Consider the following 25,485-nt stretch of genomic DNA (forward strand, 5'->3'; position numbering starts at 1 on the left):
CTAACATTCTATGGGGCATCTGATATAAATATCAGATTTTATTTTCAATTTTTCTCCCCTATCATGCTTAAAGTCTAATTCTAAATAGATTATAGAGTTTTCTATGTCAATTTTAGTATTACTAATACTATCTAAAAACTCACAAAGATTATTATTCCCATGGGCAAAGTTTGGTTCAGGATATTTGTTATTTGCTAAATTATAGGATATCCTTACTATATTATCGTTCTTTTGGTGATATAGTACATATGTATATTTGTCAAAAGTATTCTCTTCACGGATTTTTAAAATAACAAATCCCATATTATTGGGAAATTTTTTATTTATCCACTCTATTTTATCAGAAACAATAATCTTGTCAGCAGTCTTTATCTCATCTTTAATATACTCAATAGCATATCTTCCATTCATCATTAATTGGTCTTTTTCATCACCTTTAGCACAGGACTTAATAGAAAAATCTAGAATACTAAAAATAGGAATTATAATTATAGACGAAATAAATAAGGCTAAAATTAATTCTATTAAGGTAAAACCTTTATTTTTTCGGCATATACCCCTTAAATTCAACATAATCTAAAACCTTCCCCTCTTTATTATGATATACATAAACCGATAGAAGCCATAAATTATCGAATTTTTCATCTTTGATTATTTTTAAGGAATATTTCTCACTATTTTTATCTTTTGGTAAAATTATTTCTACAATTTTATCTTTTTTAAATTCTTCTATTAAATCCTCGATTTTTACATTATATATAGATATTGGTTCTGAACTGTCCTCCTTAAAGGCTTTTATTCGTTCAATGACCATCTCTCCCATGTGAATCATTTCCATCTTTATATTTTGGTTACTTAGTCTAAGATGAGAAATATTAATTTTAGGTAAGATAGTAGCAGCAATTAAGCCTAATAAAAATAATCCCATTATGACTTCTATTAAGGTAAACCCCTTTCTTTTCATAATGTTACTCCTTTTTATTTACCATTAATATAGAGATTTACTTTCCCAGTGGCTACATTAATGGTAATATCAATCTTTTGTTCTTTTCTATTTGAAAGTAAAATAGTCCCTGCTTTACTTGGAGCTCCAGTGGAGGTGAAGTAAACAGAACCTCCCAAATTACTAGATTTAAGTATTATTCCATTGGAGAACTTAATATTTTTTATAGTCTTATTTTCCTTCCTTATTATATAGCCATTTCTTTCAATATCCAGTATCAGAGTATATATGCAATTTTCCACAATTGCACTATTTCTAGCAAAATTAATATCTCTTTTAAACTTCATAAGCTCTTTTTTCTCACTTGTATTAAATATAACCTTCATACTAGGTATCCCTATAGATAAAACAACGGCAAATATGGCCAATACAACTAGTAATTCCACTAGTGTATATCCATATTTGCTGTTATATTTTTTATTATTAATATTGCCACTCATTTAATTGATATAGCAAGAATGTGAATTCTGCTCTAGTTATTTTATTATTCATACTATCTTTACTCCTTGAGCGAACTTTTTTCTCATATATCATTTTATTAGCAAAATAGTCCCATTTGAAATCCTTATTATTTAATACCCTTGACATTATAATCTCAACCTCTCTATAAGTAATTGGATCATGTGGTTTAAAAGTATTATCAATATATCCGTTTACTATTTTATAATAAGTTGCATAGGATATAGACTTTTCTGCATAGCCAAATTCTTTATAGTCTTTAAACTTAATAACATTTGTAGAGTCATATGGGGGATACCAATCATATAATCTACTTAGCATAGTTACAAACTCTCCTCTTGAAATCTCTTTATCTGGCCTAAAAGATTTATCAGGGTATCCATATATAATTTCTCTCTTAACATAAGTATTGATTTCATCTCTCGCCCAATGTCCTCTAGATTCATGAAATATTGGCAGTTCATTATCAACTCTTACAGCATAAATATTTCCAGTTAGATCTATATTATTTAAGTTTATATCTGAAACTAAGTAGTCTCCTTCCTGTTTTGATGGTATATAAACCCATTTATTATAATGATATTTGTATATACCATATTTCACATCGTTGCCATAGGATTTAAATTTAACAGTAATCTTTTTATTTTTATCAAATGTACCTGCTAGATTCATAACCTTTAGTCCATAAACTCCAGAAGCTTGTGTATGTCTTGTAGAGTTGGGATTTACATAGGTTGTTGGAATACCATCTATGGTTACAATAACGTCATTGTAATAAGTTCCAGCCTCAATATCTACTAAAAATTTATCATCATCTTGTATACCAATATTATCCTTACCATCAATTGAGATCTTTTCAGTATGGGTCTTTACTCTATTGCTATCCTGTTGAAGTTTCTTATAAGTTTCGTTATATGATTTCATAAATTCATCCCAATATCCAATTATAAAAGCTAATCTATAATTTTCAGATTGGAATTTAAGTCCATATTCATTTATAATAATTTCATCATTTACCTTGTGACTGCTCCACAAATTAGCCTTGCTCATGGTAATATCCATAATTGCCGCATATTCGCCCTTCATTTTGCCTATAGTTCTTCCACCTTCTTCACCATTTAAGTCAGGTGTTTCTGTAGTTTCTCTATTGGCTTTTCTATAAGCATCGTTATAGTAAAGCATATATCCACCTTCAGTTTTACCTCCAGAAGTACTTCGTCCAAATTCAAATCCTGCCAAAAAAGCATCCCTATATTCATTGGATTCCTTATTTAGATTAAACATATTTATTATTTCTTTATTAGAAGGCATATTTCTCTTATAATCATTCCTAAGACCTAGTAAGTGATCTTTCCTACCATTTAAAGCAGCCAAATTTCTAGCATATTCATCTCCATCTTTTAGACCTTCCTCATATGAATAATCTCTCTCTCCTAATTTAGCCACCTGAAATGCAGCTTCAAAAGATATTCTATAAGATTTTCTAAAGTCATCTATAAAACTATTTCTATGTTCTCTAGATTCTCTATCAAGCTCAAACATATTAATTAATTCCCTATCACTAGGAATATATCTTTCCCAATTATTCCTATTTCCCAATTGATATGCAATATATCCATCTATTCTACCCATTACAGTACCAAAATCTTCCGAACCATAAATTGTTGTAGTATCCTTATCATTTGATTTTATATTTTCTTTATATCCCTTCTCATAGCCTTCTAAATATCCATTTATAAAACTATCTACTACTGATTCTTCTTTATCCTTTAAATAATCACTATTTTCTACCTTTACATCATATCTAGTAGGTTTAATCTCATTATAGGGGGGAAATTTATTATCTATATTGTTTTTCAGTGCTTGATTTCTACCAGCAATCTCTCCTCTTTTAAAACCTTCTTGAAATACTTTATCAGTTTCTTTGGTAGAATTAGTATCCGCAAATACATTTATAGAACTAAATAATATAACAAATACTAATATCCAGCTTAACAAGCTATATCTTCTCATAATTTCACCTTCTTATCTCTTTTTTAGCACAAGAACTTTTCCAATGGGTAATTCATCACTTGCTTTTAATTCATTTAGCTTTAGTATTTCATTTTTATATTTAGTGTTTCCGTAATACAAATTACTTATTTTATCTATTGTATCTCCTTCCTTTACTACATGGAATGTATAATTTCCTATACTTACATCTTTACCATCTTCATCTATATTTCTTTCATAAAGAGCCTGTAGTTTATCAATTAAAATCACACCATAATCTTCTCTGTTTTTAGGTATTTCAAGATATATTTTCTCTAGTTTCAATGGATATAAACTTATATCCTCTGGAGGAGTAGTTTCTATATACTTCCATCCAGTCCAACTTATTCCCTCAGAAATAGGTATTAAAATATCCTCTCCCATTTGCCCCTTAAAGTTTAGACCTATGGTAGCAGGTGAATAATCATAGGAATATAACCATAATCCAATACTATTTGGAGGATATTTTAGATTTATATTACTTCTAGTAATATCTATAAATCCACGATTTTCTTCCTCCACTGCCACAATATTATATTCAAACCTTAAGGAATATTTCTTAGATTTTGATTTAGTAGATTGCCCCACATTTCCTTTAACTAAATCTTGAGAAGGCAAGAAAAACGTATTTCTATTTTCAAAATCCAATAGAGTTTCTTCGATGTAAGGATTGACTTCTTTTATTTTTACTATATCCTCTGATGGAGTACCAGTTTCTATAATACTATCAGTATAATCTTTGTAAGGTAAAAAAGGAGTAATTTTTTGTTCCAATTTTTCAGTATCTATATATACTATGTCATTATCTGTATCAGCAATTCCATCTAAACTATATACCCTTAAAGATATATTTCCATTTAATTTACCTTCATTATCTCTGTCAATAGTTAGACTATCTAATAATATCTTTCTAGGACTATTTTTTAATGCCCTTATAATATCTACAACTCCAGTATAATCCCCCTTATATGGAACAGATATATCCATATTCTTCACTTGAAAATCTCCAATATCCTCATAGCTTGGCCTATTAAAGTTCATGTCTACAGCAGATATACTATCTTTTTCTACTAAATCATTTAATAAATAAATTATCTGTGCCTGATCTAGTTTTGGAAAATACCTAGATATAATATCTTCTTTTTCTTTATGTAATATATCCCACTCCTTATTAATAGTCTCTTCCTTTCTAAGAATGAAATTGATCTCATCTATCTTCTCTTGATACTCTAGCTTTTGTGCATTAAGGGTTGATAACTTATGAGCTTGAGGTGCAATGATAAATCTATAACTTCCCCAGACCACTAGAATGATACCTAAAATGCTCAATAGAAATTTTTCATTTTTAGTCAGTTTTCTAGTTTCCAACTTCTTCTTCCATGTTTTTTGCACCTTCATCTACACCCCTTAATGTAATATTCAGACTAAAATTATAATAATCATTTTGTAGAGAAATATTGGACACAAATATCTCCTCATAATCCTCTAAAGACTCCAATCCTTTTTGAAACTCTGCTATTGACCATTTATCCTTAGATATACCAACTATATAAATTTCTCCATCTTGAATACTAAGAGAAGTAAGAAACAAATCCTCTGGCATATTATCGTTAATCTTGTCTAAAAGAACTTCATCAATCTTATCTCTTTCCTCAATTATTTTATCTAATATTTTAATCTTATCAACAGATTCTTTAAACTCATTTACTTCGATTTCCCTCCCCTTAATCTTATCCACTTTTTTTAAGGTGTCAGGATTTTCTGCTGTAAGCCTAAGGCTATTGACCATTTTAGCTTCTTCTCTAATTATTATTGAATTATAAATTGTATAACCAACTAGATATAAGAGAAAAAAACTTAGTAAAGAAAAATATATAAGCTTTTTATCTAAATTAAATTCTCTTTTTTCTATATAAGTTTCAAAAAAGTTTAAATCTCTCATATTACACCTCATCACTCCTAATTAATCCACCAATGACATTGGCATATTTCGACAAATCTCCATCCCACTTAATCTTATCTAAAGTAGATAGCTGCATACTAGGAATATTAAAATAGGTTGAAAATACGTTATCTGCTCCATTAATATTTGAATATCCCCCTTGAAGTAAAATATAATTTACCATATTTCCAGTCTCCCTAGTATTATAGTATCTAAATACAATTTCTAACTTTTCACAAATATCATTTAGGGTTGTCCTTACAATATTTGAAAATCTGGACTTATCTGAGAACTCATCCTGATAATGATTTAAATCCTCTATATCCATTAATTTTTCTTCTATCTCCTCTATGGAATAATCAAAGAAGGACATTATATTGTCATATAATACTTTACCCCCAGTATCGATAACTCTTGTTACTTCTATTTTCCCATTTTTCACTATGGTAAGTTTAGAGTTACTATAGCCTATATCTACTGAAGCTATGGACAAATCCCTAGTATTATAATCCTCATTTACTTTACCATTAAAACTTAATAGCTTTGATATGGCATTGCCTTGATAATCTAAAATCTCTGGTTTGAGTCCACAATCTCTCAATAAATTCAAATGGCTAATAACCATATCCTTTGGCATGGCAAATAGAAGAATCTTTATCCTTTCAATCTCTCCCTCAATTATATTTCCTAGATTTAAATACTGAACCACATAATCCTCTACATTAACTGGAAGATAGTCTTCTACTTGATAATTAACAACAGATTTGATTTCATTTTGAGAAACCTTTGGAATAATTATTTCTCTAGTGATTATCTTTGAACTATTTATAATACCATAGACAATACCAGTAGATATATTATTTTCCTTTAATTCCTCTTTTATAATTGTGGATAATATATCTTTATCTAATATTTCTCCATCTAGATAAAAATGAGGTTCTACTTGTATTGTAATGGATTTTAATATTCGTATATTATCCCTTGCATATTTTCCTTCTAGGACTTTAATCTCCCTAGAACCAAAATCTATAGATAAGGTTCTCTTGGGGACTCTAGGTAACTTCAATAGTATTACCTCCTTAATTTCTTCGTGAAAAGACTTTTAGTTATATTTTGAGTAATAAATCTTGTTTTGAATATTATTTTCTCTATAGGTAGGTATATTCTCCAATAGAATATTAAAATTTATACTGTATGTTTCACTATTTTTATTTGTTTCTTCCTCTATTTCTATTGTTATATTGATTATGCCATTGGGATTTGTATCTTTAGGATTAAATTCTATTCCTCTTAAAGAATTTGTAAATAGAGTCTGTCTTTTATCTTCATTTTCTATTCCGCTGTCATTGTAAGTCTTCTTTATCAAACTCCCATTATTTGCTTCAAGAGAAAAATGTTCTTCTTTTATTGTTTTTTCATTGAACCTTATTTCCTTTGCCGTTCTAAGTTCCTTAGTAATTAACTCTGATACTATTCTTGCGTCTTTTTGAATAAACCCCTTATTCTTTCCAAGATTAAATGATTTATTTCCCACAAATAATATTGAATATATCATCTGTAAAACAATAGCCATAATTGCTATTGTAATAATTAATTCTATTAATGTAAGCCCTTTATTGTTTTTCATCGTGCCACCTCTTTATGGTGATCTAGAATCAATTTTTTTGGAACAAAGGTAGTTATTTTAATATTAAAGCTTTTCTCATTTGATTTTTTTATATCATCATCTTTAACTTCTATTATCTTTCCATCTACCTCTTTGTCCTTAATAATCTCTTTTATTGTAACTTTAACTTTATCTTTATTAGCTGTATCTTCTTTGCTTCTTATTATTTCTTCATCTACTTTTTCCTTAACTTTTAAAACTCTTTTCGTTCTTTCACCTGATTTAGATATATTCATACTACTAATATTAAAAATACTTAATATCCCAATGGACATAATTGAAATGATAGCTATTGTAATAATTATCTCTATTAATGTAAGACCTTTATTATTTTTCATATTATCACCTTTATTTATAATGGCTTGGTTTGAAAACAATCGAAGATGAATTTGATGTTTCTCCTCCTATTTGAATATTATTAACATAAGCAGGATCATACTCTACAGATGCACCTCCAGATAGAGTTACATTTTTACCTACTACTCCTCCCTTTACATTGCCACTTCCTAAGAATTTAATATCAGCTTCCGGAGCATAAATTACTCCATTATGAACATAACTACCTCCACTTATGGTTATATTATTTCCACCGGATATTAAATTACCGTTAACAGCTCCTCTTCCCCTTATATTTATATCTGCCTGCTTTACATATAATGATCCAAAAATCTTGGTTTCATCTGTAATGTTTAAATTTTCCTTTCCATTATAATATATTTCAACTTTATTAGGATTTCCACCTAGATTAAATCCACCTTTTAAACTTTTATAATTCTCTATAAATAATTTTATCTTCCCGGTACCTAACACTTTTATATGTCCTTGTTGAACATCAAAATCTTTTATTCTTAATACAATATCACCTTTAGTAGTATCTATTGTTGCAGAGCGATTTGATTCTATAATAAGGCTGTCATAATATGCACTTGTATCGATTATTGGATTAGTATTAATACTATTTGTTAGAATAACGCCCTTGTGAGGTAAATTTGCTGGATATTCAAAAAAACTAGGCAAAGAGTATATCCTTTTCTCAATATATTCCACTTTAGGCTCCTTTTTATCCCAATCAGGCTTATTTATTACTTCAGTACTGTCGGATCCAATGGGAATATTTATTATCAATTGATCATTAAATCCAGATGTGAATTCAATGGCATTTTCACTTGATGAATTAGTACCTATATCTCCTATGACATTATTTTGTGTATTATTCTCAAACTTCATATAAACATCTGCAAATATTGCCATATCTATATCTACAGTTTTATTTTCTTCATGTTTTTCAATATACATCTCTTTAGAGATTTTTTCTGTAACTTTATTTATCTCACCTACAGATTCAATAATCATATTACCATTATCTTGAAATAATATTACTTTAGCCTTACCTTCTCCAATTACTATTTCTTCAACATCAACTCTATTATTATTTTCAAGCTTTTCATTTAGTTTCTTGGCTTCTTCTTCATCCATTGTAAGTATTGCTGCCTCAACAGCCTCCACCCCTGACCTTGCTATATAATATGCTGAGGTTTTATATTGGTGGTGTAATGACACCTTATTCTCATTTGACATAAGTCCTAAAGCAACTGTCCCAAATATCATTAATACAGCAAATATAATTAATGTATTTACTAAAGCCAGACCTCTTCTATTTTTAAACTTCATCTTAATCAACTCCCAAGTTTGATTATGAAATATAATTTGCTGATTTGTATAATTTAGTAGAAAAACAGACTTATATACCAGCTAATCAACTGTTCTTTCCAAAATACCACTATAAAAAATGCCCCTACAATGAAAGGTCCAAAGGGAATAGGGTCCCTTCTTCCTTTGATTTTCGTAATTAGTAGAAATACTGATATAATTGCACCTAATATAAAGGATAGAAATATAGTTAAGAATATCCCCTTAATTCCTAATATAAATCCTAGGGAGCCAATTAGAGTAGCATCTCCTACACCCATTCCACCTTGTGAAACTAAAATAATTAGTATAAATAATAAAGCAGATAAAACTAGGCCTCCTATACTATTTAATAGCTGTGGTGGTTTATTATATAATATGTATGAAAGTACTTTATAGATAGTAGTAATTCCTAAAATTAAAACTACTAATATATCTGGAATAATCATTTCCTTTAGATCTATTAAAGTTATTGTAATAAGTATAGAAAAAATAATTGCATAAAAGAAAAATTCTAGTGTTAACCCATATTTCTTATAGATGAATAAATAGATAATAGAATTGAGTAGTTCAACTATTGGGTACTGAAGGGAGATTTTCTCCCTACAGTACCCACATTTCCCCTTATGATGTATAAAGCTAAGTACTGGTATTAGATCATACCATTTTAGATTTGTATTACAATTTGGACAATGGGATGCTGGATAGGCAATATTCTCATCCCTTGGTATCCTATATATACATACATTTAAAAATGAACCTATTAATAATCCGTATAGGGAAATTAGTATAGTCATTTGTACTGCTCCTTTTGTTGATGTTATTTAATCTTCTTTTACTTCTTCTACTACTTTGATTTCTCCATCTTTAATTCCCACTTCACCTGGTTCTACCTTTATATCTCCCTCTTTAGTTATGGACACTTTAAACTCTTTATTATCAAAAGTTTTAGGTGTTTCTTCTTTATCGAAATATTTTTTAAAATTCTCCTCAGCTGTTATTTCTGTATCATTTGTAGAGTCATGAGCATCAGGATAATCAGCTAAATACATTGTTGCTGTACTCTTCAATATCCTTACATTGGCATTATGTGCTGATACCTTTGCACTATTTCTTGAGCCAGATAGCTTAGGCACAGCAATTCCCGCTAAAATCCCCAATATTGCAATAACTACTACTAATTCCACCAAAGTAAATCCTTTTCTTTTCTTCATTTTTTCATTAAACCATTTTAACATTTCTTTCCCCCCTTAATTTTTTTGCTAAAACTTCATATAATTATAATTATCTCCTTTTTAAATCACCACCTTTAAAGTGTCTGAAAATTGAGTTTTTAGCTTTTTTATACAAAAAAACTGCATAAATAATACAACTATTTATGCAGCCGAACGATCATTTTTATCCTTAGATAATTTTAGACTCAGGCTTTGCGTCACTAGGTTTCCCTAGCTTTGCCCTGGAAATACAGGAATTTCGCTAAATTAATTTAATTTATTTATTTCCTGTTACATTATGTTTTTAATTGTCAAATTTTAGATTGTATTTACCATATCAAACATTGGTATTGCCATTGCTATTACTATAAATCCTATTATTAGAGCCATGACTATTAACATTATTGGCTCCATTAGTGTTGTCAGTCTTTGTAAAGCTACTTCTACTTCATCGTCATAGAAGTCTGCTGTCTTATATAATATATCGTCTAATGCTCCTGATTCTTCACCTACTTTTATCATTGAATCAACCATTGGTGGAAATATTCTTGTTTCTGATACTGCATTTGATAAAGTCGCTCCTTTTCTTATATCTTCCATGGATTTTTCCAGTCTATTTTCTACTACTTTATTTCCCACTACTCTACCTACCACTTCTATGGACTCCAATAGTGGTATACCACTAGACATAAGTGTTGATAATGTTCTTGTAAATCTTGATGTTATTATCTTTACATTAGTATCCTTTACTACTGGTATCTTTAATTTTATAGTATCCAATGTTATTCTTCCAGATGGTGTTTCTTTATATAATATGAGCCCAGCCACAGCTAAAATTACTCCTCCTAAGAATAAATACCAAAACTCTGTTAGCCAATTGCTTATATTTAGTAGTATTTGTGTAGGTAATGGCAGGGCCTGCCCACTACTTTCAAACATTCCAATAAATGTAGGCATTACTGCTATAAGTAAAAATATAACTACACCTATGGACACTATACTAAGAATTATTGGATATATCATGGCTGATTTAATTTTGTTTTCCAATTTGTTTTCCTTTTCAAAATGAACTGCCATTCTTTCCATTATAGTATCTAAGTTTCCACTTACTTCCCCTGCTTGAACCATATTTATAAGGAGACCAGGAAATACTTTTTTATGTTTTCTCATGCTTTCTGATAATGTAAATCCTTTTTGTACACTTTCATAGACACCGCTTAAAGCCTTAATTAGGGCTTTATTTTGAGATTGTTTCTCTAATATTTCTAAACATTTTACTATACCTATTCCTGCATCTAGCATGGTGTAAAATTGTCGGCAAAATACTGCTAAATCTTTTTTCTTAACTTTTTTAGAAAATAAATCTATTTTAGCATCTGATTCTATATCTCTTTCAATAGATATCGGAATATAATTATTACCCTTTATCATGGCTAATACATCAGATTCTTCTTCTCCTTCAAAAAATCCTTCTATGGTTTCGCCAGTTTGAGATACTGCTTTATATTTATATATCATAAAGAACACATCCTAAATAATATATTTTTTTATATTATCTTGGTTAATAGCTTGAGTTAAAATTGTTTCTTTCGTTATTAATCCTTTCTTATATAGATCTAGTAAGGAATTGTCCATAGTTTGCATTTGAAACTTTCCTCCTGTTTGAATTGCTGTATCTATTTGATGGATTTTTTCTTCTCTAATTAGATTCCTTATGGCTGTGGTGGCTACCATAACTTCAAAGGCAGCTATTCTTCCACTACCATCTGACTTTGGTAGCAACTGTTGTGATACTATGGCTTTGATTACTGATGCAAACTGTATTCTCACCTGTTGCTGCTGATGAGGGGGAAATACATCTATTACCCTATCTATAGTCTTAGCAGAACCTATGGTATGTAATGTGGACAATACTAAATGTCCTGTTTCTGCTGCCGTAAGGGCTATGGATATGGTCTCTAAATCTCTCATTTCTCCCACTAATATAACATCTGGATCTTGGCGTAGGGAAGCCCTTAGACTGTTGGCAAAGGAATCGGAGTCTATTCCTATTTCTCTTTGATTTACTATGCTTTGGTTGTGTTTATGGAGATACTCTATAGGGTCCTCCAGTGTTAAAATATGACATTTCCTCTCTTTGTTGATTAAGTTTATCATGGAAGCTAAGGTTGTTGATTTTCCGCTTCCCGTTGGCCCTGTAACTAAAATAAGCCCACGGGGAAGTCTAGCCAAATCTTTGACTACAGAAGGAAGTCCTAGCTCATCAATAGTGGGGACTTCTAAAGGAATTATCCTTAGTGCCATGGCGTAGGAGCCTCTTTGTTTATATGCATTTATTCTATATCTACCTACTCCTGGACTAGAAAAAGAAGTATCTACCTCTCCCTTTTCTTCCAGTTCTTTTACTGTTCTTTCATCTAAAGTTTCATAAACCATGGACTTAGTATCCTCTGGCATTAATTTCTTGCTTTCAAGGGTCAATAATTCACCATTAATCCTTAAAATAGGTGGAGTCCCAACTGTTATATGGATATCAGATGCATTTTTTTTCATTGCTATATTTACTAATTCTACTATATTCATATTATTCTCTCCTATCCCAATGTAAATCCTACTCTTAGTACTTCTTCATAGGAAGTCTTGTGATTTATTGCTAAATTAGCTGCTGATTGTAACAATGTAGTCATTCCTTTTTTTATAGCCTTATTTCTTAATTCATCTATATTGGCATTAGTATCTATTAAATATCTTATTTCTTCGTTTATTGGCATTAGTTCATGTATTGCTGTTCTTTCTTTATATCCATTATTACAAGAACTACATCCTACAGCTTTATTTAATATTAGTTTTTCATCTATATCAATTCCTAAAATTCTTTTTTCTACATCACTTGCCTCATATGATTTTTTACATTTTGGACAAAGCAATTTAATCAATCTTTGAGATATTACCCCTATAATTGCAGATGAAACTAAATATGGCTCTATACCCATATCTATAAGTCTTGTAATAGTAGATGGACTATCGTTAGTATGTAATGTAGAAAGTACAAGATGTCCTGTAATAGCTGCCCTAATGGCTATTTCTGCTGTTTCTGAATCTCTGATTTCTCCAACCATTACTATATCAGGATCCTGCCTAAGAACAGACCTAAGTCCTGATGCAAAGGTAAGACCTGATTTTTGATTTACTTGTACCTGATTTATACCATCTAATTTATACTCCACTGGGTCTTCTATGGTGATTATATTTTTTTCTATTTTATTTAGTTCCTGTAATACTGTATATAGTGTAGTAGTCTTTCCACTTCCTGTAGGTCCAGTGACTAAAATCATTCCATAGGGTTGAGTTAGTATATTATCGAAAACTTCTAAGTCCTTCTGACCAAAACCTATATCTTTTTTCATAAACATAAAGCTAGTCCTATCAAGAAGCCTAATTACAACTTTTTCTCCATATACTGTAGGCAATGTAGATATTCTCATATCTATTTCTTTTCCACTTATTCTAGTTTCTACTCTACCGTCTTGAGGTATTCTTTTTTCTGCTATATTCATTTTTCCCATAATCTTTATTCTCGTGACTATTCCTGAAAGACTAGTCTTATTTAAAGTAGTTACTTCTCTTAAATCTCCATCTATACGAAATCTTACCCTTATATCATTGGCATAGGGTTCTATATGTATATCACTTGCTTTTTCCTTTACTGCCTGGTCTATTAAAGAATTTAGAAGTTTAACTATTGGAGCAGTAGTTACTTCCAGAAGTTCTGGATCTTCTAAATCATCTGTATTAATAGGTGAAAAGTTTTCTTCAAATTCTTCCACTACCTTTTTTGTAGTTTCTTTGCTATAAAATCTGTCTATTGTTTTTAAAATACTATCTTTAGTGGATATAACTGGCTGAATTTCCGATTTTACAAAAATTTTTACATCATCTAGGGCAAATATATTTAATGGATCTACCATGGCTACCATTAGTATATTATCTCTTCTATCTATGGCTATAAGTTCATATCTCCTTACTATTGATTCTGGAATCAAAGTTACTACAGATTTATTTATATGGTATTTATCTAAATCTATATGAGGAATTCCCAATTGAAATTCTAATACTTCTATGATCTCATCTTCTGTAATAAATTTTTCCCTTACTAAGACTTCTCCTAATTTTTCACCTGAATTTTTTTGTATGCGTAAGGCATCTTTCAATTGATCTTCAGTTATCTTTCCGGAATATAGTAAAAGTTCGCCAAGTTTTAATCTCTTTTGTGCCATTTCATCACCCTTCAGATTTTTATACAGTAAATTATTATTCTACATAAGTATCTAAAATACCTTCCAGTTCTCGTACATCTCTAGTGTTAATCTTTAAATCTCCATTATGCCAAATGCTTTGACTAAGTATAGCCTGATTTAAAAGCATAGGTATACCATTAAAAGTTGTCATTCCTTTAGTTTTAGCCTCTTTTATCAATTTAGTTTCCTTTGGCTTATAAATTATATCATAAACTATAGCATTTTTAGAAAATCCATTTAATTCCACTGGTACCATATTTTCTAAAGGATACATTCCAACAGCTGTGGTATTAATAATAATATGGATATTTTCTTTATATAAACCATTCAAATTTAAATCAAATATCTTTGTAGAAATATTTTTATTTATTTTTTTTATATTTTCTTCTAATATAACAGCATTTTCTAAAGTTCTATTGGCAATATATATATTGCTTACATCATTCATGGCTAATGTAGTCGCTATGCCATAAGCAGCACCACCCGATCCTAAAATCAAAACATTTTTATTTTCTACAGATATATCATGATTATGGAAGGTTTGCAAAAATCCTTGTCCATCTGTATTATATCCTATAAGTTTCCCATTTTGATTTTTTATAGTATTGACAGCCCCTATTATTTTTGCATCAACAGAAAGATCATCTAAAAATTTTATTATAGACTTTTTATAAGGAATTGTTACATTAAAGCCACCAATTTTCATGGATTTAAATCCTTCTATTGTAGATTTTAAATCGTCTTCTAGTATATCGAAGGCTAAATATATACTGTTTTCATTTAAATTTTTAAAAATATTATTATGTATTATTGGAGATAAAGATTTATAAATTGGATTTCCTATTAAAGAATATAATTTGGTATTATAAGTAATTTCCATAGTCTCCTCCTAGTAATTTGATATATTATATCATAATTTTTTCCTTTCCTCTACCTAAGATGTTAATATATTCAATAATTAAAAACAGGAATATCTAGTTTTGGGTAGAAAATACAAATTGGATAAAAACTAGACTAAATAAAAATTTATTTATGGCTCAAACTATTCTCAGGAGGTGGATGAATTTGAAAAATAATAAATTCAAATTATTAGGATTAAGTTTGGTTATAGCAATAGCAGTAGCTGGTTGTACTACTAAAGGCACAAATTATAGAAATATGTCTACACAGGCTAGATTAAATGGTAATGTTAATAATCGTTGGATGGATAATACTGGACTAAACACTAGAGACAGATTAAATACAAGTGTAAATGATGGTATGGTTAGAAATAATAATCTGAGTAATGGTATGGTAAGAAATGATAATCTAAGTAATGGTATGGTAAGAAATAATGCTGGATTATACAATAATGGATCCGCCAATACTCCGATGAATTATAATAGCTTAAGAAATCAAACTACTGTAACTGATACCAATGTTACCCATATGTCCGGTAGAGCAGCTGAAATAGCTAAAAGAGTAGCTGAATTACCAGAAGTAAAAGATGCTTCTGTAGTAATCCATGGAGATACTGCTCTAGTTGGTTGTGATTTGCGTAACAATGCTGCTAATACCAATGCTACTAATACTATAAGTAATAGTTTAAAGCAAAGAATAGAAGCTGCAGTTAAAGTAGCTGATAAAAATATAAAAAATGTATCTGTAACATCTGAACCTACAGTTTATAATAGAATAAGAACTATTAGTACAGATGTATATAATAACGGACATCCTATAGCAGGCTTTACCAACGAAATCAGAGGGATTATTAACAGAATAACTGCCCCTGTAAGATAATAAAACAATAAACTAATTCAGGTATAAATAATATACCTGGATTAGTTTATTTATCTGCTAAAGCTTTATTCAATTTATTTAATGCTCTTGTTTCAATTCTTGATACATAAGATCTAGATATCCCCAACATAGTTGCAATTTCTCTTTGAGTTTTACAAATTCCATCTATAAGCCCATATCTTAGTTCTATAATTGCCTTTTCTCTATCTTTTAAAACTTCATTTATACATCTATATAATTTCCTAACCTGCAACTTTAGATGAACCTCATCTAGTATTTCATCTGGATCTGAGCCTAAAATATCTAATAGATTAATTTCATTTCCTTCCTTATCAGTGCCTATAGGTCCATGCATAGATATTTCTGATTTGATTTTTTTAGTTGATCTTATGGTCATTAAAATTTCATTTTCTATACAACGTGCGGAGTATGTAGCCAGTCGTACACCCTTTGATGGATCATAGGTTGATATTCCTTTTATTAGACCTATAGTTCCAATAGAAATTAAATCCTCTATGTCATTTCCAGTATTATTGTATTTTTTTACTATATGTGCCACTAACCTCAGATTTCTTTCTATTAATATATTCCTTGCATTTTCATCCCCCTTTGCATAAAGCCCTAGATATTTCTCCTCTTCCTCCCTAGACAATGGTTTTGGAAAAGAATTAGAATTAATCATATACCCGCATAGTATTACAAACGGTTTTGATATTATGCTAAGAATTAATAGAATCCAGTTTTTCAATTATTACACCCCCATTTCATATATAAGTATATGATGAGAAATGTAATTTCTTGCTAGTCCTATCTATTTAGACTTATAATCTCTTTAGAAATCTTTTCAAATATAGGTAATGCAGATTTAGATCCTGAATTGGCTTCCTCCACCAATACAGTAATTACATATTGAGGATCATCTATGGGGAAGTATCCTGCAAACCAACCATATATAGTAGGTTTACCATTTAGTGTTCCCTCTGCTGAACCTGTTTTTCCTGCTGCACCTCCTAAATACTTTGCATCAATATTTTTTGCTGTCCCTGTATTTACTACTTCTTCTAATAATTCTCTAACTATTTTAGATGATTTATTGCTAATTATTTTTAAATCATCTATAGTATTATATGCTTTTATAATTCTACCATCTTTATTGGTTATACCTTGGACAATAGTCATATCTTTTTGAATTCCATTATTAGCAACTGCCAAAAGCATATTTGTAATTTGCAAAGGCGTTGCTTCTAGCTTTCCTTGACCTATGGAAATATTTCCTATGGCCGGTCCTAGGAGTTCTTCTCCTTCTGGTAGAATTCCTTCTACTTCTTCTATAAGTCCAATACCTACCTTTTCACCAAATCCTAGAGTTTTTGCCATATCTATGATTTTCTTTGCACCAATTTCTTTTCCTATTTGTATAAAAACTGAATTACATGATTTTGCAAAACCATCTTTTAGCGATATATGTCCATGACCATAAATATTATTACAATTTATAACTAACTTTCCTAATTCCTCATATCCCTTACAGTAAAACTCCCTATTCATAAAGTTTTCATCTTCTTCCAAGGCTGCCAATAATACTGCTATTTTAAATATGGATCCTGGTGGATAGGAGACTTGGACTGCTTTATTATATAGAACCATATCATTTCTAGTAAAATACTGTTCCATATGGTTTGGATTAAAACTTGGACGACTTCCCATGGCTAATATCTCAGCAGATTTAACATCTGCCACTATTACTGACCCATTTATACGGTTTTGATCTAATATTTCTTCTAATTTTTTTTGGATATTATAATCTATGGTTAATTTCACTGCTGAAGGTTCTTCAGAGGATATAGCATTATCGGCATAATAGGAACTACCTAAAACTAAAGATTTAGATTTATCATATTCTACAAATAAAGATTCCCTATCCGATTTATTTAGAAACTCATCATATACTTTTTCTATACCAAATTCTCCTCTATTTTCTGCCTTATTAACATATCCAATTACATGGGATAAGATATTATCTTTAGAATATCTCTCTGTAATATCTACTATAAACATATTGTGGTTGTCTTCTATATCTATTTCTCTCTTTAAAGGAATTTGTACCAGCTTGTTTTGACTTTTCAATACTTCATTCATTTCTGCTAGTGATAAAGTAGTATTTTCCTTTACCTTTTCATATAATTCTTTATTATTTGCTATGATTTCTCCTGGAGCAATTAATACCTTTGTAATATCTCTATTGGTTATGGGAATCCCATTTCTATCATATATGGTTCCTCTTTTAGACATTAAGTTTATTTCTATACTTCTTTGTTTTAATCCTTGGAATTTAAGATCTTCACTATCATATATTTGTATATAATATAATCGCCCTACAAGTCCTAAAAAAATCATAGCAGATATAAAGTAGAAACTTTTTACTCGCGATTTAATCATATTTCTTAATTGTCTAGCCATAAAAAAACCTCCCTAAAATAGTGTTTCCACTTTTAGGAAGATTATTTATTAATTATTCAATATTGAATTGATTTTTGCAACTATTATATCTACAGCAACTTTATTATATCCACCTTCCGGAATTATAATATCTGCATATCTTTTAGTGGGATCTATAAATTGTAAATGAGCCGGTCTTACGGTTTCCATATATTGAAGAATTACTGAATCTAGAGTACGACCTCTGTCTTTAATATCTCTTAATATTCTTCTAATCACTCGCACATCTGAATCTGTATCTACAAATATTTTAATATCTAAAAGATCTCTTATTTCTTCTTCAGTTAATATTAAAATTCCTTCTAAAATAATTATATCCTTTGGCTCCACTATTTCAGTTTCTTCTTTTCTTGTATGTTTTTCAAAATCATAAATAGGTTTTTCAATAGGTTTATTATCTAATAAATCCTTTAAATGCTTTATAAGAAGTTGATTATCAAAGGCAAAGGGATGATCATAATTTGTATTTACCCTTTCCTCAAAGGTTAAATGAGATTGATCTTTATAGTAGGAGTCCTGTTCTATTATGGTAATTTTCTTTTCGTGGATGGATTTAAATATCTCCTTAGATACAGTAGATTTTCCCGAGCCTGTCCCTCCAGTTATTCCTATAAGTAATGGTCTCTTCAAAGTATTAGTCCTCCTTCTCTTTTCTAATTATATCCATGACCTCTACTGGATTTTCCATTAGAATTTTAACTATTTGCTGTGGATGAGGTGCTACTTCAATTTCATTCATATTTTCATCCCACATTTTCTCAATAGTTTGAGTGAAAAACTCTTTATAAGGACCAAATATTTCTATTTCTTCACCTTTAAACATTCTATTTCTTTGTTCTATTGTGGCAATTTTAGTCTCTTTATCATAATTTAATACCATTCCAACGAAATCATATCCTCTTACATAGGAAGATGTGGAATATACTTGTGATTCATTTGTTGGTTTTCCCAAATAAAATCCTGTTGTAAAATCCCTATGACTTGCCTTTTTAATTTCCTTTAGCCATTTCTCGTCAAATTTATAATTTTCAGGATCTTTATAGTATTGATCTATTGCCATTCTATAGGCTCTAATAACTGTAGCTACATAATAAGCAGATTTAACTCTTCCTTCTATTTTAAAGCTTATGATACCTGATTCCATTAATTTTTCTATATGCTCTATCATACAAAGGTCTTTGGAGTTCATTATAAATGTTCCATCTTCATCTTCAAATACTGGAAAGTATTCTCCAGGCCTTTTTTCTTCCACAAGGGCATATTTATATCTGCAAGGATGGGCACAATCTCCTCTATTTGCATCTCTTCCTGTCATATAATTACTGATTAAACATCTTCCCGAATAGGACATACACATGGCTCCATGGACAAATGCTTCTATTTCCAAATCTTTTGGAAGTCTATCAGTTAAGCTCTTTATTTCTTCAAAGGATAGTTCACGTGCTAATACTATTCTTCTTACTCCTAGATCATACCAAAACATTATGGTTTCATAATTTGTCACTGATGCTTGAGTGCTTATGTGTATAGGTAAATCTGGTACTGTTCTCTTAATTACTGAAAACATACCCACATCTGATACTATAACTGCATCTGCTTTTATTTCGTGAAGTTTTGTAACGTATTCTTCCAAGCCTTCCATGTCTTTATCATGGGGTACTATATTTAAAGTAATATATACTTTTTTTCCTCTTTCATGAGCAAACTTGATTCCCTCTTCAATTTGTTCAATTGAAAAATTTTTAGATGCCTTTCTTAGTCCAAAACTTTCTCCACCTAGATATACTGCATCTGCTCCATATCTAATGGCCATTTTCAATTTTTCCAAATCTCCTGCTGGTGCCAATAATTCAATCTTATCCAAAATATTACTCCTCTCTATATGTTATGGCTACTCCATCTCCTATAGGTATAATACTTGATGTATAGCCTTCTACTTCATTTATATATTGTAAAAATGCTCTTAGTCTTTTTACTATGGTTTTCTTTCTTCTAATGACTAAAGCATCTGTAGCAACCATACCTTTATAGAGTACATTATCTGATACAATAATTCCACCTTTATTTAAATATTTAATACTTTTATTAAAAAAATCCATATATTGACCTTTAGCAGCATCTAGAAAAATAAAATCATATTTTTCATCTAAGGTAAGTAATACCTCTTCTGCATCTCCCTCTAAAATTTTAATATTCTCTTTATATGGAGTCTTAGATATATTTTCCATAGCTATTTCTATCATATCTCTTCTTCGCTCTATAGTGGTTATATTGGCTTTTCCTTCTGTGGTTTCTGCCATTATAAGGGCAGAATACCCTATGGCAGTACCTACTTCCAATATATTCTTTGGTTTATTCATCTTTAATAAAACTTTTAGTAATTGAGCCACTTCCGGTTGTACTATGGGAACATGATAATCAATTGCATATTTTTCCATTATCTGTAGATTATCATTATTCTTAGGTAATAATTGTCTTATATAATCTTCTATATATTCTTCATTTATTTGATTCAAATTAACCATCCTCTTTTATTTCTTTGGTTTAGCTTGTAAATGTTCTTCATAAGTTTTTGTAAAGGTATGAGTTCCATCCCCTGTTAATACAAAGAATAGATAATCTACATCTGCCGGATTTACGGCTGCAACAAGGGATGCTTCCCCTGGAGATGCTATAGGTCCTGGTGGTAATCCTTGATTGATATAAGTATTATATGGTGAATCTATTCTTGTATCTTCATTAGTCAATACTTCTTTTCTTTCTCCTAAAACATATTGTACTGTGGCACAAGATTGTAGCATCATATCTTTTTTTATTCTATTATAAAACACTGCAGACATCAATGGTCTTTCTTCATCTACCTTACCTTCTCTTTCTACTATGGAAGCTAAAGTAACTGCTTCATTTAAGCTTATATCTAATTCTTTAAGCTTTGATGCCAAATCCTTTTCATATACCTTTTCAAACTCATGGAGCATTTTCTCTATAACATCTTCTTCTCTTGCACCTGCAAAGATTTCATAAGTTGATGGAAATAAAAACCCCTCTAAACTTTGACCTTTTTCCAGTTCCTTTAGGAAAGGAAATTCTTCCTCAAAATTCTTTTTATCACTGGATAATTGGATAAATCTCTCCTCATTTACGATTCCTTCCTTAGCTAACTTTTCAGCCATTTGTTCTAATTCATAGCCCTCTGGTATAGTAAATTTTACTATATTCCTATCCTTTCCACCTTTTACTAGCTTACTTATTATTGTATCTAAGTCCATATCTGTAGATAGATTGTACTCTCCTGCTTTAAGAGTACTTGCTACATTGCTTGTCTTCACTTTAATTTTAAATATAAGAGGACTTTTTATAAGTTTATTTTCATGTAATATATTTGCTATGGTACTAACTGAACTAGAGGATGGAATAACTATTAATACATCAGAAGAATCATCTGGATTCATCGCCAGTAATCCTTCCCTATAATAATTATTAGCAAAAATTCCAACTGATAGTAAAATTATAAATATTATTAATACAGAAAATCTTCTCTTTCTTGATTTCCTCATCTTAGCTTTCTCCATTTCTATTACAACTCCTTCTATTTTAATGAGTAACTATAGATAACCAACATCAAAATTACAATTTGTCTATATCCATTAATTTTTCAATATTTTAATACTCTTTCAAATTAGTTGCCTTTTCATATACTGATAAGATTATGGTACCAAATATGCCCAATGATAGCAGTTCTCCACCACTTATTCCTAGTACTGTAACTAAATATGGCACACTTGTATAGTATGATACCCAGATTGATACTATTAATCCATTTAATACTATAGGTGGAATCATACCCATTACTTTATTTTTCATTTTAGATGTTAAGTATGCTGCAATAAGTGTTACTAAACTACCACCCAATATATCTACTAGTCCAAATCCTGTATAAGATGCTAGAAGTAAGTTAGATAATAAACATCCAATAAAAACTCCTGGAACTGCTGCAGATTCTATTAATGGTAATAGTGTTAATCCCTCTGCTATTCTAAGCTGTATTGCACCAAAAGTTAAGTTTACTAAAGGCATTGGCAACATTTGAATTAATACTAATACTATATATATTGCAGCTATTAGACTAGCTTTAGTTAAATATCTTGTGTTCATATTTCCTCCTTCTTTGTTTTAGTTAACAACTAATAAATTAAAATCTTTATTTTTACTGATTTTGACTCTTATTATTTTATAACTTCAGAATAATTGGTAACACGATTGGCACTGCTGTAGTACATATTACTCCTGTAATAAAGGCTATAATAGCTGTTTGTGAGTCTGTTGATGCGGCTATTACTGGAAGGCAAGTATCCATGGCTGTTGCCCCTGCCACCGATACAGATTCTAGTTTCCCTACATATTTTGCTATTAGGGGTATGGTTATTAAGGCTATTATTTCTCTAAATACATTAGATAAAAATGCCAATGCACTCAGTTCCACATATCCATCTGCTAAAAGTATAGTAGAGCTTAAAGAATACCAACCTAAACCCGATCCTATGGCACCCGATTGATTTATTGGAATTTTAAGAAATAATCCTGCTACCATACTGCCTATTATACTTCCTGCTATAACTGCCATAGGTACTAAAAGTATTTTAAGTCCCATATTTTTAATTTTTTGGAATATATCTCTTTGTTTTCCTATATCTATACCTACAAAGAACAATAGTAACATAAGTCCAATATCTATAATAATTCCAATACTTGATGAAATTTTAGGAGATAAAAAGAAATATCCTACTCCAGTTCCTAATAAAACTGCAAAAAATATTCTAAGACTCATTTCTTTCTTCCTCCAGTACAATAAATCTTTTAATTATATATACAAATACTATACTAAATAAAATAGTAAAAATAGATATTATGAAAGCCTTCAATCCTATGGAAAATAAGTTAGTCATTACTTCTTCATTTATTCCAATTGTAATCCCCATTACAAACAATAAAAAAAGTAGGCAAATACTTTGGATAGTATCTAAATTAGCTTCTAGCTTTTCACTAATTTTATCCTTATATCCAACAAACCCACCCAATACTAGTATACCTAAATACAGTATTAACCTCATTCCCATTATATGACCTCCTTTTTAACTAACTATTAAATTTTCCGAGCTTTCCCTATCCAAACTATTATACCAAAAACCCTGGTATAAATCTATACCAGGGTTTATATTATACTTCCATTATTATAGGCAGTATCATTGGATTTCTTTTAATTTTTCCATATAAATGATTTCTTAAAGTATCACGAATATTTGATTTTAATGTGGCCCAATCTGTTATTTTCTTCTTTTCACAGTCTTCAAGTACTGCTCTTACTACTTTTCTAGCCTCTTCCATTAAATCTTCAGATTCTCTCACATATACAAAACCACGAGATATAATATCTGGACCTGCTAGGATGATACCTTCTTTTTTACTAATGGTAACCACAACTACTATTAAGCCGTCTTCCGATAAATGCTTTCTATCTCTAAGCACAATATTTCCCACATCTCCAACACCTAATCCATCTACTAAAATATTTCCTGATTGTACATTACCGCCTGGCTCTGCTGTATCCTTAGTAAATTCCATTATTTCTCCATTATTTAATATAAATATATTTTCTGGGGAAGTTCCTAAAGCTCCTGCTATTTCAGCGTGCTTTTTCAGATGTCTAAATTCACCATGTACAGGTATGAAATATTTTGGTTTAACTAGAGTTAGCATTAGCTTTAACTCCTCTTGGCAAGCATGGCCTGATACGTGAACATCAGCTAATGACTCAAATATAACTTGCGTTCCCTTTTCAACTAAATTATTTATTACCTTAGAAACTGTTTTTTCATTTCCTGGTATAGGTGTAGCTGAGATTATAACCAAATCTTCAGGTTGAATTTGGACTTTCTTATGCTCTCCTGATGCGATTCTAGACAGTGCCGACATTGGCTCTCCTTGACTGCCTGTGGTGATTATAGTGATTTCATCACTTGGATATTTGTTCATATCATTTATATCTATTAAAGTACCTTCCTTCATATGAAGATAGCCTAGCTCTAATGCTACTCCTATGGTATTTATCATAGATCTACCAGATAAGACTACCTTTCTATTATTTTCTTCAGAGGCATTTATTATCTGTTGAATTCTATGAACATTGGAAGCGAAAGTAGCAACTAGTATTCTATGTTTATGATTTAGGAAAATTTCTCTAAAAGTATTACCTACAGTTCTTTCACTCATAGTATAGCCTGGTCTTTCTGCATTGGTACTATCTGACATCAACAATAGTACCCCTTTATTTCCCAGCTCTGCAAAACGATTTAAATCTATTACATCACCATCTATCGGAGTATAATCTATTTTAAAATCGCCCGTATGAACTACTACTCCTACTGGAGTATGAATAGCTAAGGCTGCACTATCCGGTATACTATGACCTGTTTTTATAAACTCAACATTAAATACTCCTAGCTTTATGGTCTCACCATGTTTAACTATATTCATATTTACTTTGTCTAGTTTATGCTCTTTAAGTTTATTTTCTACTAATCCTAGAGTCAACTTAGTTCCATAAATAGGTATATTTATTTTATTTAGAATATATGGCAAAGCACCAATATGGTCTTCATGTCCATGGGTTAGAACTATGGCTCTTATTTTATCCCTATTTTTTAGAATATAAGTTACATCAGGGATAACAACGTCAATTCCCAGCATTTCATCTTCTGGAAAAGTCATTCCACAATCTATTAGGATCATATCTTCTTTATATTCAATCGCAGTAATGTTTTTTCCGACTTCCCCTAGGCCGCCTAAGGGAATGATTTTTAATTTATTTGATTTTCGCACTGAATCACTCCTCTTCTGTCTTTATT

27 protein-coding genes and 1 riboswitch are annotated in these 25,485 nt (G+C 30.1%); of the genes, 1 reads left to right on the top strand and 26 read right to left on the bottom strand.

Annotated elements, in window-relative coordinates; all coding sequences use genetic code 11:
* From RBU61_RS09735 to aroE, 16 genes are all read right to left on the bottom strand, one after another.
* Complete coding sequence (locus RBU61_RS09735) at positions 1 to 573, bottom strand: prepilin-type N-terminal cleavage/methylation domain-containing protein (RefSeq protein ID WP_308879690.1); 573 nt, start codon at positions 571 to 573, stop codon at positions 1 to 3.
* Entirely contained in the window at positions 539 to 964 is a 426-nt protein-coding gene (locus tag RBU61_RS09740) for a prepilin-type N-terminal cleavage/methylation domain-containing protein (protein WP_308879691.1), read from the bottom strand. The genes RBU61_RS09735 and RBU61_RS09740 overlap by 35 nt, the downstream gene beginning before the upstream one ends.
* Before the next feature lie 14 nt (positions 965 to 978).
* Positions 979 to 1,443, bottom strand: a complete 465-nt coding sequence (locus tag RBU61_RS09745; RefSeq protein ID WP_308879694.1) for a GspH/FimT family pseudopilin — start codon at positions 1,441 to 1,443, stop codon at positions 979 to 981.
* Positions 1,427 to 3,475: an S-layer homology domain-containing protein gene (locus RBU61_RS09750; protein WP_308879699.1), complete on the bottom strand. Its 2,049-nt coding sequence runs from the start codon at positions 3,473 to 3,475 to the stop codon at positions 1,427 to 1,429. Before RBU61_RS09750 ends, RBU61_RS09745 begins: the two co-directional genes overlap by 17 nt.
* Positions 3,476 to 3,487: 12 nt before the next feature.
* Entirely contained in the window at positions 3,488 to 4,891 is a 1,404-nt protein-coding gene (locus tag RBU61_RS09755; RefSeq protein ID WP_308879701.1) for a LysM domain-containing protein, read from the bottom strand.
* On the bottom strand, positions 4,851 to 5,435 hold the full coding sequence (locus RBU61_RS09760; RefSeq protein WP_308879703.1) for a PilN domain-containing protein: 585 nt from the start codon (positions 5,433 to 5,435) through the stop codon (positions 4,851 to 4,853). Before RBU61_RS09760 ends, RBU61_RS09755 begins: the two co-directional genes overlap by 41 nt.
* A 1-nt stretch (position 5,436) precedes the next feature.
* Positions 5,437 to 6,501, bottom strand: a complete 1,065-nt coding sequence (pilM, locus tag RBU61_RS09765) for a pilus assembly protein PilM (protein WP_308879706.1) — start codon at positions 6,499 to 6,501, stop codon at positions 5,437 to 5,439.
* Positions 6,502 to 6,537: 36 nt separating this feature from the next.
* Complete coding sequence (locus RBU61_RS09770; RefSeq protein WP_308879710.1) at positions 6,538 to 7,062, bottom strand: prepilin-type N-terminal cleavage/methylation domain-containing protein; 525 nt, start codon at positions 7,060 to 7,062, stop codon at positions 6,538 to 6,540.
* Positions 7,059 to 7,439, bottom strand: coding sequence for a prepilin-type N-terminal cleavage/methylation domain-containing protein (locus tag RBU61_RS09775; protein ID WP_308879712.1), 381 nt, complete (start codon positions 7,437 to 7,439; stop codon positions 7,059 to 7,061). Before RBU61_RS09775 ends, RBU61_RS09770 begins: the two co-directional genes overlap by 4 nt.
* Positions 7,440 to 7,449: 10 nt before the next feature.
* The gene (locus tag RBU61_RS09780) at positions 7,450 to 8,772 is read right to left on the bottom strand and encodes a pilus assembly PilX N-terminal domain-containing protein (protein ID WP_308879713.1); all 1,323 of its coding nucleotides are present in this window, start codon (positions 8,770 to 8,772) and stop codon (positions 7,450 to 7,452) included.
* Positions 8,773 to 8,825: 53 nt separating this feature from the next.
* Positions 8,826 to 9,587: a prepilin peptidase gene (locus RBU61_RS09785; protein ID WP_308879715.1), complete on the bottom strand. Its 762-nt coding sequence runs from the start codon at positions 9,585 to 9,587 to the stop codon at positions 8,826 to 8,828.
* 27 nt (positions 9,588 to 9,614) lie between these two features.
* Positions 9,615 to 10,028, bottom strand: coding sequence for a type II secretion system protein (locus RBU61_RS09790; RefSeq protein ID WP_308879718.1), 414 nt, complete (start codon positions 10,026 to 10,028; stop codon positions 9,615 to 9,617).
* A 138-nt stretch (positions 10,029 to 10,166) separates the two neighbouring features.
* Positions 10,167 to 10,256, bottom strand: a riboswitch (cyclic di-GMP riboswitch).
* 66 nt (positions 10,257 to 10,322) lie between these two features.
* The gene (locus RBU61_RS09795) at positions 10,323 to 11,522 is read right to left on the bottom strand and encodes a type II secretion system F family protein (RefSeq protein WP_308879721.1); all 1,200 of its coding nucleotides are present in this window, start codon (positions 11,520 to 11,522) and stop codon (positions 10,323 to 10,325) included.
* 12 nt (positions 11,523 to 11,534) lie between these two features.
* Complete coding sequence (locus RBU61_RS09800; protein ID WP_308879724.1) at positions 11,535 to 12,587, bottom strand: type IV pilus twitching motility protein PilT; 1,053 nt, start codon at positions 12,585 to 12,587, stop codon at positions 11,535 to 11,537.
* A gap of 11 nt (positions 12,588 to 12,598) precedes the next feature.
* A complete protein-coding gene (locus tag RBU61_RS09805) occupies positions 12,599 to 14,281 on the bottom strand; it encodes an ATPase, T2SS/T4P/T4SS family (protein ID WP_308879727.1) in 1,683 nt (560 codons plus the stop codon).
* 34 nt (positions 14,282 to 14,315) lie between these two features.
* The gene (gene aroE, locus RBU61_RS09810; protein WP_308879730.1) at positions 14,316 to 15,182 is read right to left on the bottom strand and encodes a shikimate dehydrogenase; all 867 of its coding nucleotides are present in this window, start codon (positions 15,180 to 15,182) and stop codon (positions 14,316 to 14,318) included.
* Positions 15,183 to 15,367: 185 nt separating this feature from the next.
* Here aroE and RBU61_RS09815 point away from each other — a divergent pair, with 185 nt between their 5' ends.
* A complete protein-coding gene (locus tag RBU61_RS09815; protein ID WP_308879732.1) occupies positions 15,368 to 16,081 on the top strand; it encodes a YhcN/YlaJ family sporulation lipoprotein in 714 nt (237 codons plus the stop codon).
* Positions 16,082 to 16,127: 46 nt separating this feature from the next.
* Here RBU61_RS09815 and sigK read toward each other — a convergent pair whose 3' ends face one another.
* The 10 genes from sigK to RBU61_RS09865 form a co-directional block, all read right to left on the bottom strand.
* Complete coding sequence (gene sigK, locus RBU61_RS09820) at positions 16,128 to 16,829, bottom strand: RNA polymerase sporulation sigma factor SigK (RefSeq protein WP_308875180.1); 702 nt, start codon at positions 16,827 to 16,829, stop codon at positions 16,128 to 16,130.
* Positions 16,830 to 16,888: 59 nt separating this feature from the next.
* Positions 16,889 to 18,541, bottom strand: a complete 1,653-nt coding sequence (locus tag RBU61_RS09825) for a penicillin-binding protein 2 (RefSeq protein WP_308875181.1) — start codon at positions 18,539 to 18,541, stop codon at positions 16,889 to 16,891.
* 48 nt (positions 18,542 to 18,589) lie between these two features.
* Positions 18,590 to 19,210, bottom strand: a complete 621-nt coding sequence (gene udk, locus RBU61_RS09830; RefSeq protein ID WP_308875182.1) for a uridine kinase — start codon at positions 19,208 to 19,210, stop codon at positions 18,590 to 18,592.
* 4 nt (positions 19,211 to 19,214) lie between these two features.
* Positions 19,215 to 20,444: a U32 family peptidase gene (locus RBU61_RS09835; protein WP_308875183.1), complete on the bottom strand. Its 1,230-nt coding sequence runs from the start codon at positions 20,442 to 20,444 to the stop codon at positions 19,215 to 19,217.
* 4 nt (positions 20,445 to 20,448) lie between these two features.
* Complete coding sequence (locus RBU61_RS09840; protein ID WP_308875185.1) at positions 20,449 to 21,105, bottom strand: O-methyltransferase; 657 nt, start codon at positions 21,103 to 21,105, stop codon at positions 20,449 to 20,451.
* A gap of 6 nt (positions 21,106 to 21,111) precedes the next feature.
* Entirely contained in the window at positions 21,112 to 22,152 is a 1,041-nt protein-coding gene (gene mltG / locus RBU61_RS09845; protein ID WP_308875187.1) for an endolytic transglycosylase MltG, read from the bottom strand.
* Between the two features lie 91 nt (positions 22,153 to 22,243).
* The gene (locus tag RBU61_RS09850) at positions 22,244 to 22,735 is read right to left on the bottom strand and encodes a QueT transporter family protein (RefSeq protein WP_308875188.1); all 492 of its coding nucleotides are present in this window, start codon (positions 22,733 to 22,735) and stop codon (positions 22,244 to 22,246) included.
* A gap of 76 nt (positions 22,736 to 22,811) precedes the next feature.
* A complete protein-coding gene (locus RBU61_RS09855) occupies positions 22,812 to 23,408 on the bottom strand; it encodes a lysine exporter LysO family protein (protein WP_308875191.1) in 597 nt (198 codons plus the stop codon).
* On the bottom strand, positions 23,398 to 23,697 hold the full coding sequence (locus RBU61_RS09860) for a LysO family transporter (protein WP_308875193.1): 300 nt from the start codon (positions 23,695 to 23,697) through the stop codon (positions 23,398 to 23,400). Before RBU61_RS09860 ends, RBU61_RS09855 begins: the two co-directional genes overlap by 11 nt.
* Positions 23,698 to 23,797: 100 nt before the next feature.
* The gene (locus RBU61_RS09865; protein WP_308875195.1) at positions 23,798 to 25,459 is read right to left on the bottom strand and encodes a ribonuclease J; all 1,662 of its coding nucleotides are present in this window, start codon (positions 25,457 to 25,459) and stop codon (positions 23,798 to 23,800) included.
* Positions 25,460 to 25,485 lie beyond the last annotated feature (26 nt).

Origin of the sequence: Tissierella sp. MB52-C2 (assembly GCF_030931715.1) — a bacterium.
Classification (GTDB): Bacteria; Bacillota; Clostridia; order Tissierellales; family Tissierellaceae; genus Tissierella.

Coding starts and splice junctions, on each gene's coding strand:
- RBU61_RS09735 (WP_308879690.1), bottom strand. CDS start 573: ATGTTGAATTTAAGGGGTATATGCCGAAAAAATAAAGGTTTTACCTTA.
- RBU61_RS09740 (WP_308879691.1), bottom strand. CDS start 964: ATGAAAAGAAAGGGGTTTACCTTAATAGAAGTCATAATGGGATTATTT.
- RBU61_RS09745 (WP_308879694.1), bottom strand. CDS start 1,443: ATGAGTGGCAATATTAATAATAAAAAATATAACAGCAAATATGGATAT.
- RBU61_RS09750 (WP_308879699.1), bottom strand. CDS start 3,475: ATGAGAAGATATAGCTTGTTAAGCTGGATATTAGTATTTGTTATATTA.
- RBU61_RS09755 (WP_308879701.1), bottom strand. CDS start 4,891: ATGAAGGTGCAAAAAACATGGAAGAAGAAGTTGGAAACTAGAAAACTG.
- RBU61_RS09760 (WP_308879703.1), bottom strand. CDS start 5,435: ATGAGAGATTTAAACTTTTTTGAAACTTATATAGAAAAAAGAGAATTT.
- RBU61_RS09770 (WP_308879710.1), bottom strand. CDS start 7,062: ATGAAAAACAATAAAGGGCTTACATTAATAGAATTAATTATTACAATA.
- RBU61_RS09775 (WP_308879712.1), bottom strand. CDS start 7,439: ATGAAAAATAATAAAGGTCTTACATTAATAGAGATAATTATTACAATA.
- RBU61_RS09780 (WP_308879713.1), bottom strand. CDS start 8,772: ATGAAGTTTAAAAATAGAAGAGGTCTGGCTTTAGTAAATACATTAATT.
- RBU61_RS09785 (WP_308879715.1), bottom strand. CDS start 9,587: ATGACTATACTAATTTCCCTATACGGATTATTAATAGGTTCATTTTTA.
- RBU61_RS09790 (WP_308879718.1), bottom strand. CDS start 10,028: ATGTTAAAATGGTTTAATGAAAAAATGAAGAAAAGAAAAGGATTTACT.
- RBU61_RS09795 (WP_308879721.1), bottom strand. CDS start 11,522: ATGATATATAAATATAAAGCAGTATCTCAAACTGGCGAAACCATAGAA.
- RBU61_RS09800 (WP_308879724.1), bottom strand. CDS start 12,587: ATGAATATAGTAGAATTAGTAAATATAGCAATGAAAAAAAATGCATCT.
- RBU61_RS09805 (WP_308879727.1), bottom strand. CDS start 14,281: ATGGCACAAAAGAGATTAAAACTTGGCGAACTTTTACTATATTCCGGA.
- aroE (WP_308879730.1), bottom strand. CDS start 15,182: ATGGAAATTACTTATAATACCAAATTATATTCTTTAATAGGAAATCCA.
- RBU61_RS09825 (WP_308875181.1), bottom strand. CDS start 18,541: ATGGCTAGACAATTAAGAAATATGATTAAATCGCGAGTAAAAAGTTTC.
- RBU61_RS09840 (WP_308875185.1), bottom strand. CDS start 21,105: ATGGTTAATTTGAATCAAATAAATGAAGAATATATAGAAGATTATATA.
- mltG (WP_308875187.1), bottom strand. CDS start 22,152: ATGGAGAAAGCTAAGATGAGGAAATCAAGAAAGAGAAGATTTTCTGTA.
- RBU61_RS09850 (WP_308875188.1), bottom strand. CDS start 22,735: ATGAACACAAGATATTTAACTAAAGCTAGTCTAATAGCTGCAATATAT.
- RBU61_RS09855 (WP_308875191.1), bottom strand. CDS start 23,408: ATGAGTCTTAGAATATTTTTTGCAGTTTTATTAGGAACTGGAGTAGGA.
- RBU61_RS09860 (WP_308875193.1), bottom strand. CDS start 23,697: ATGGGAATGAGGTTAATACTGTATTTAGGTATACTAGTATTGGGTGGG.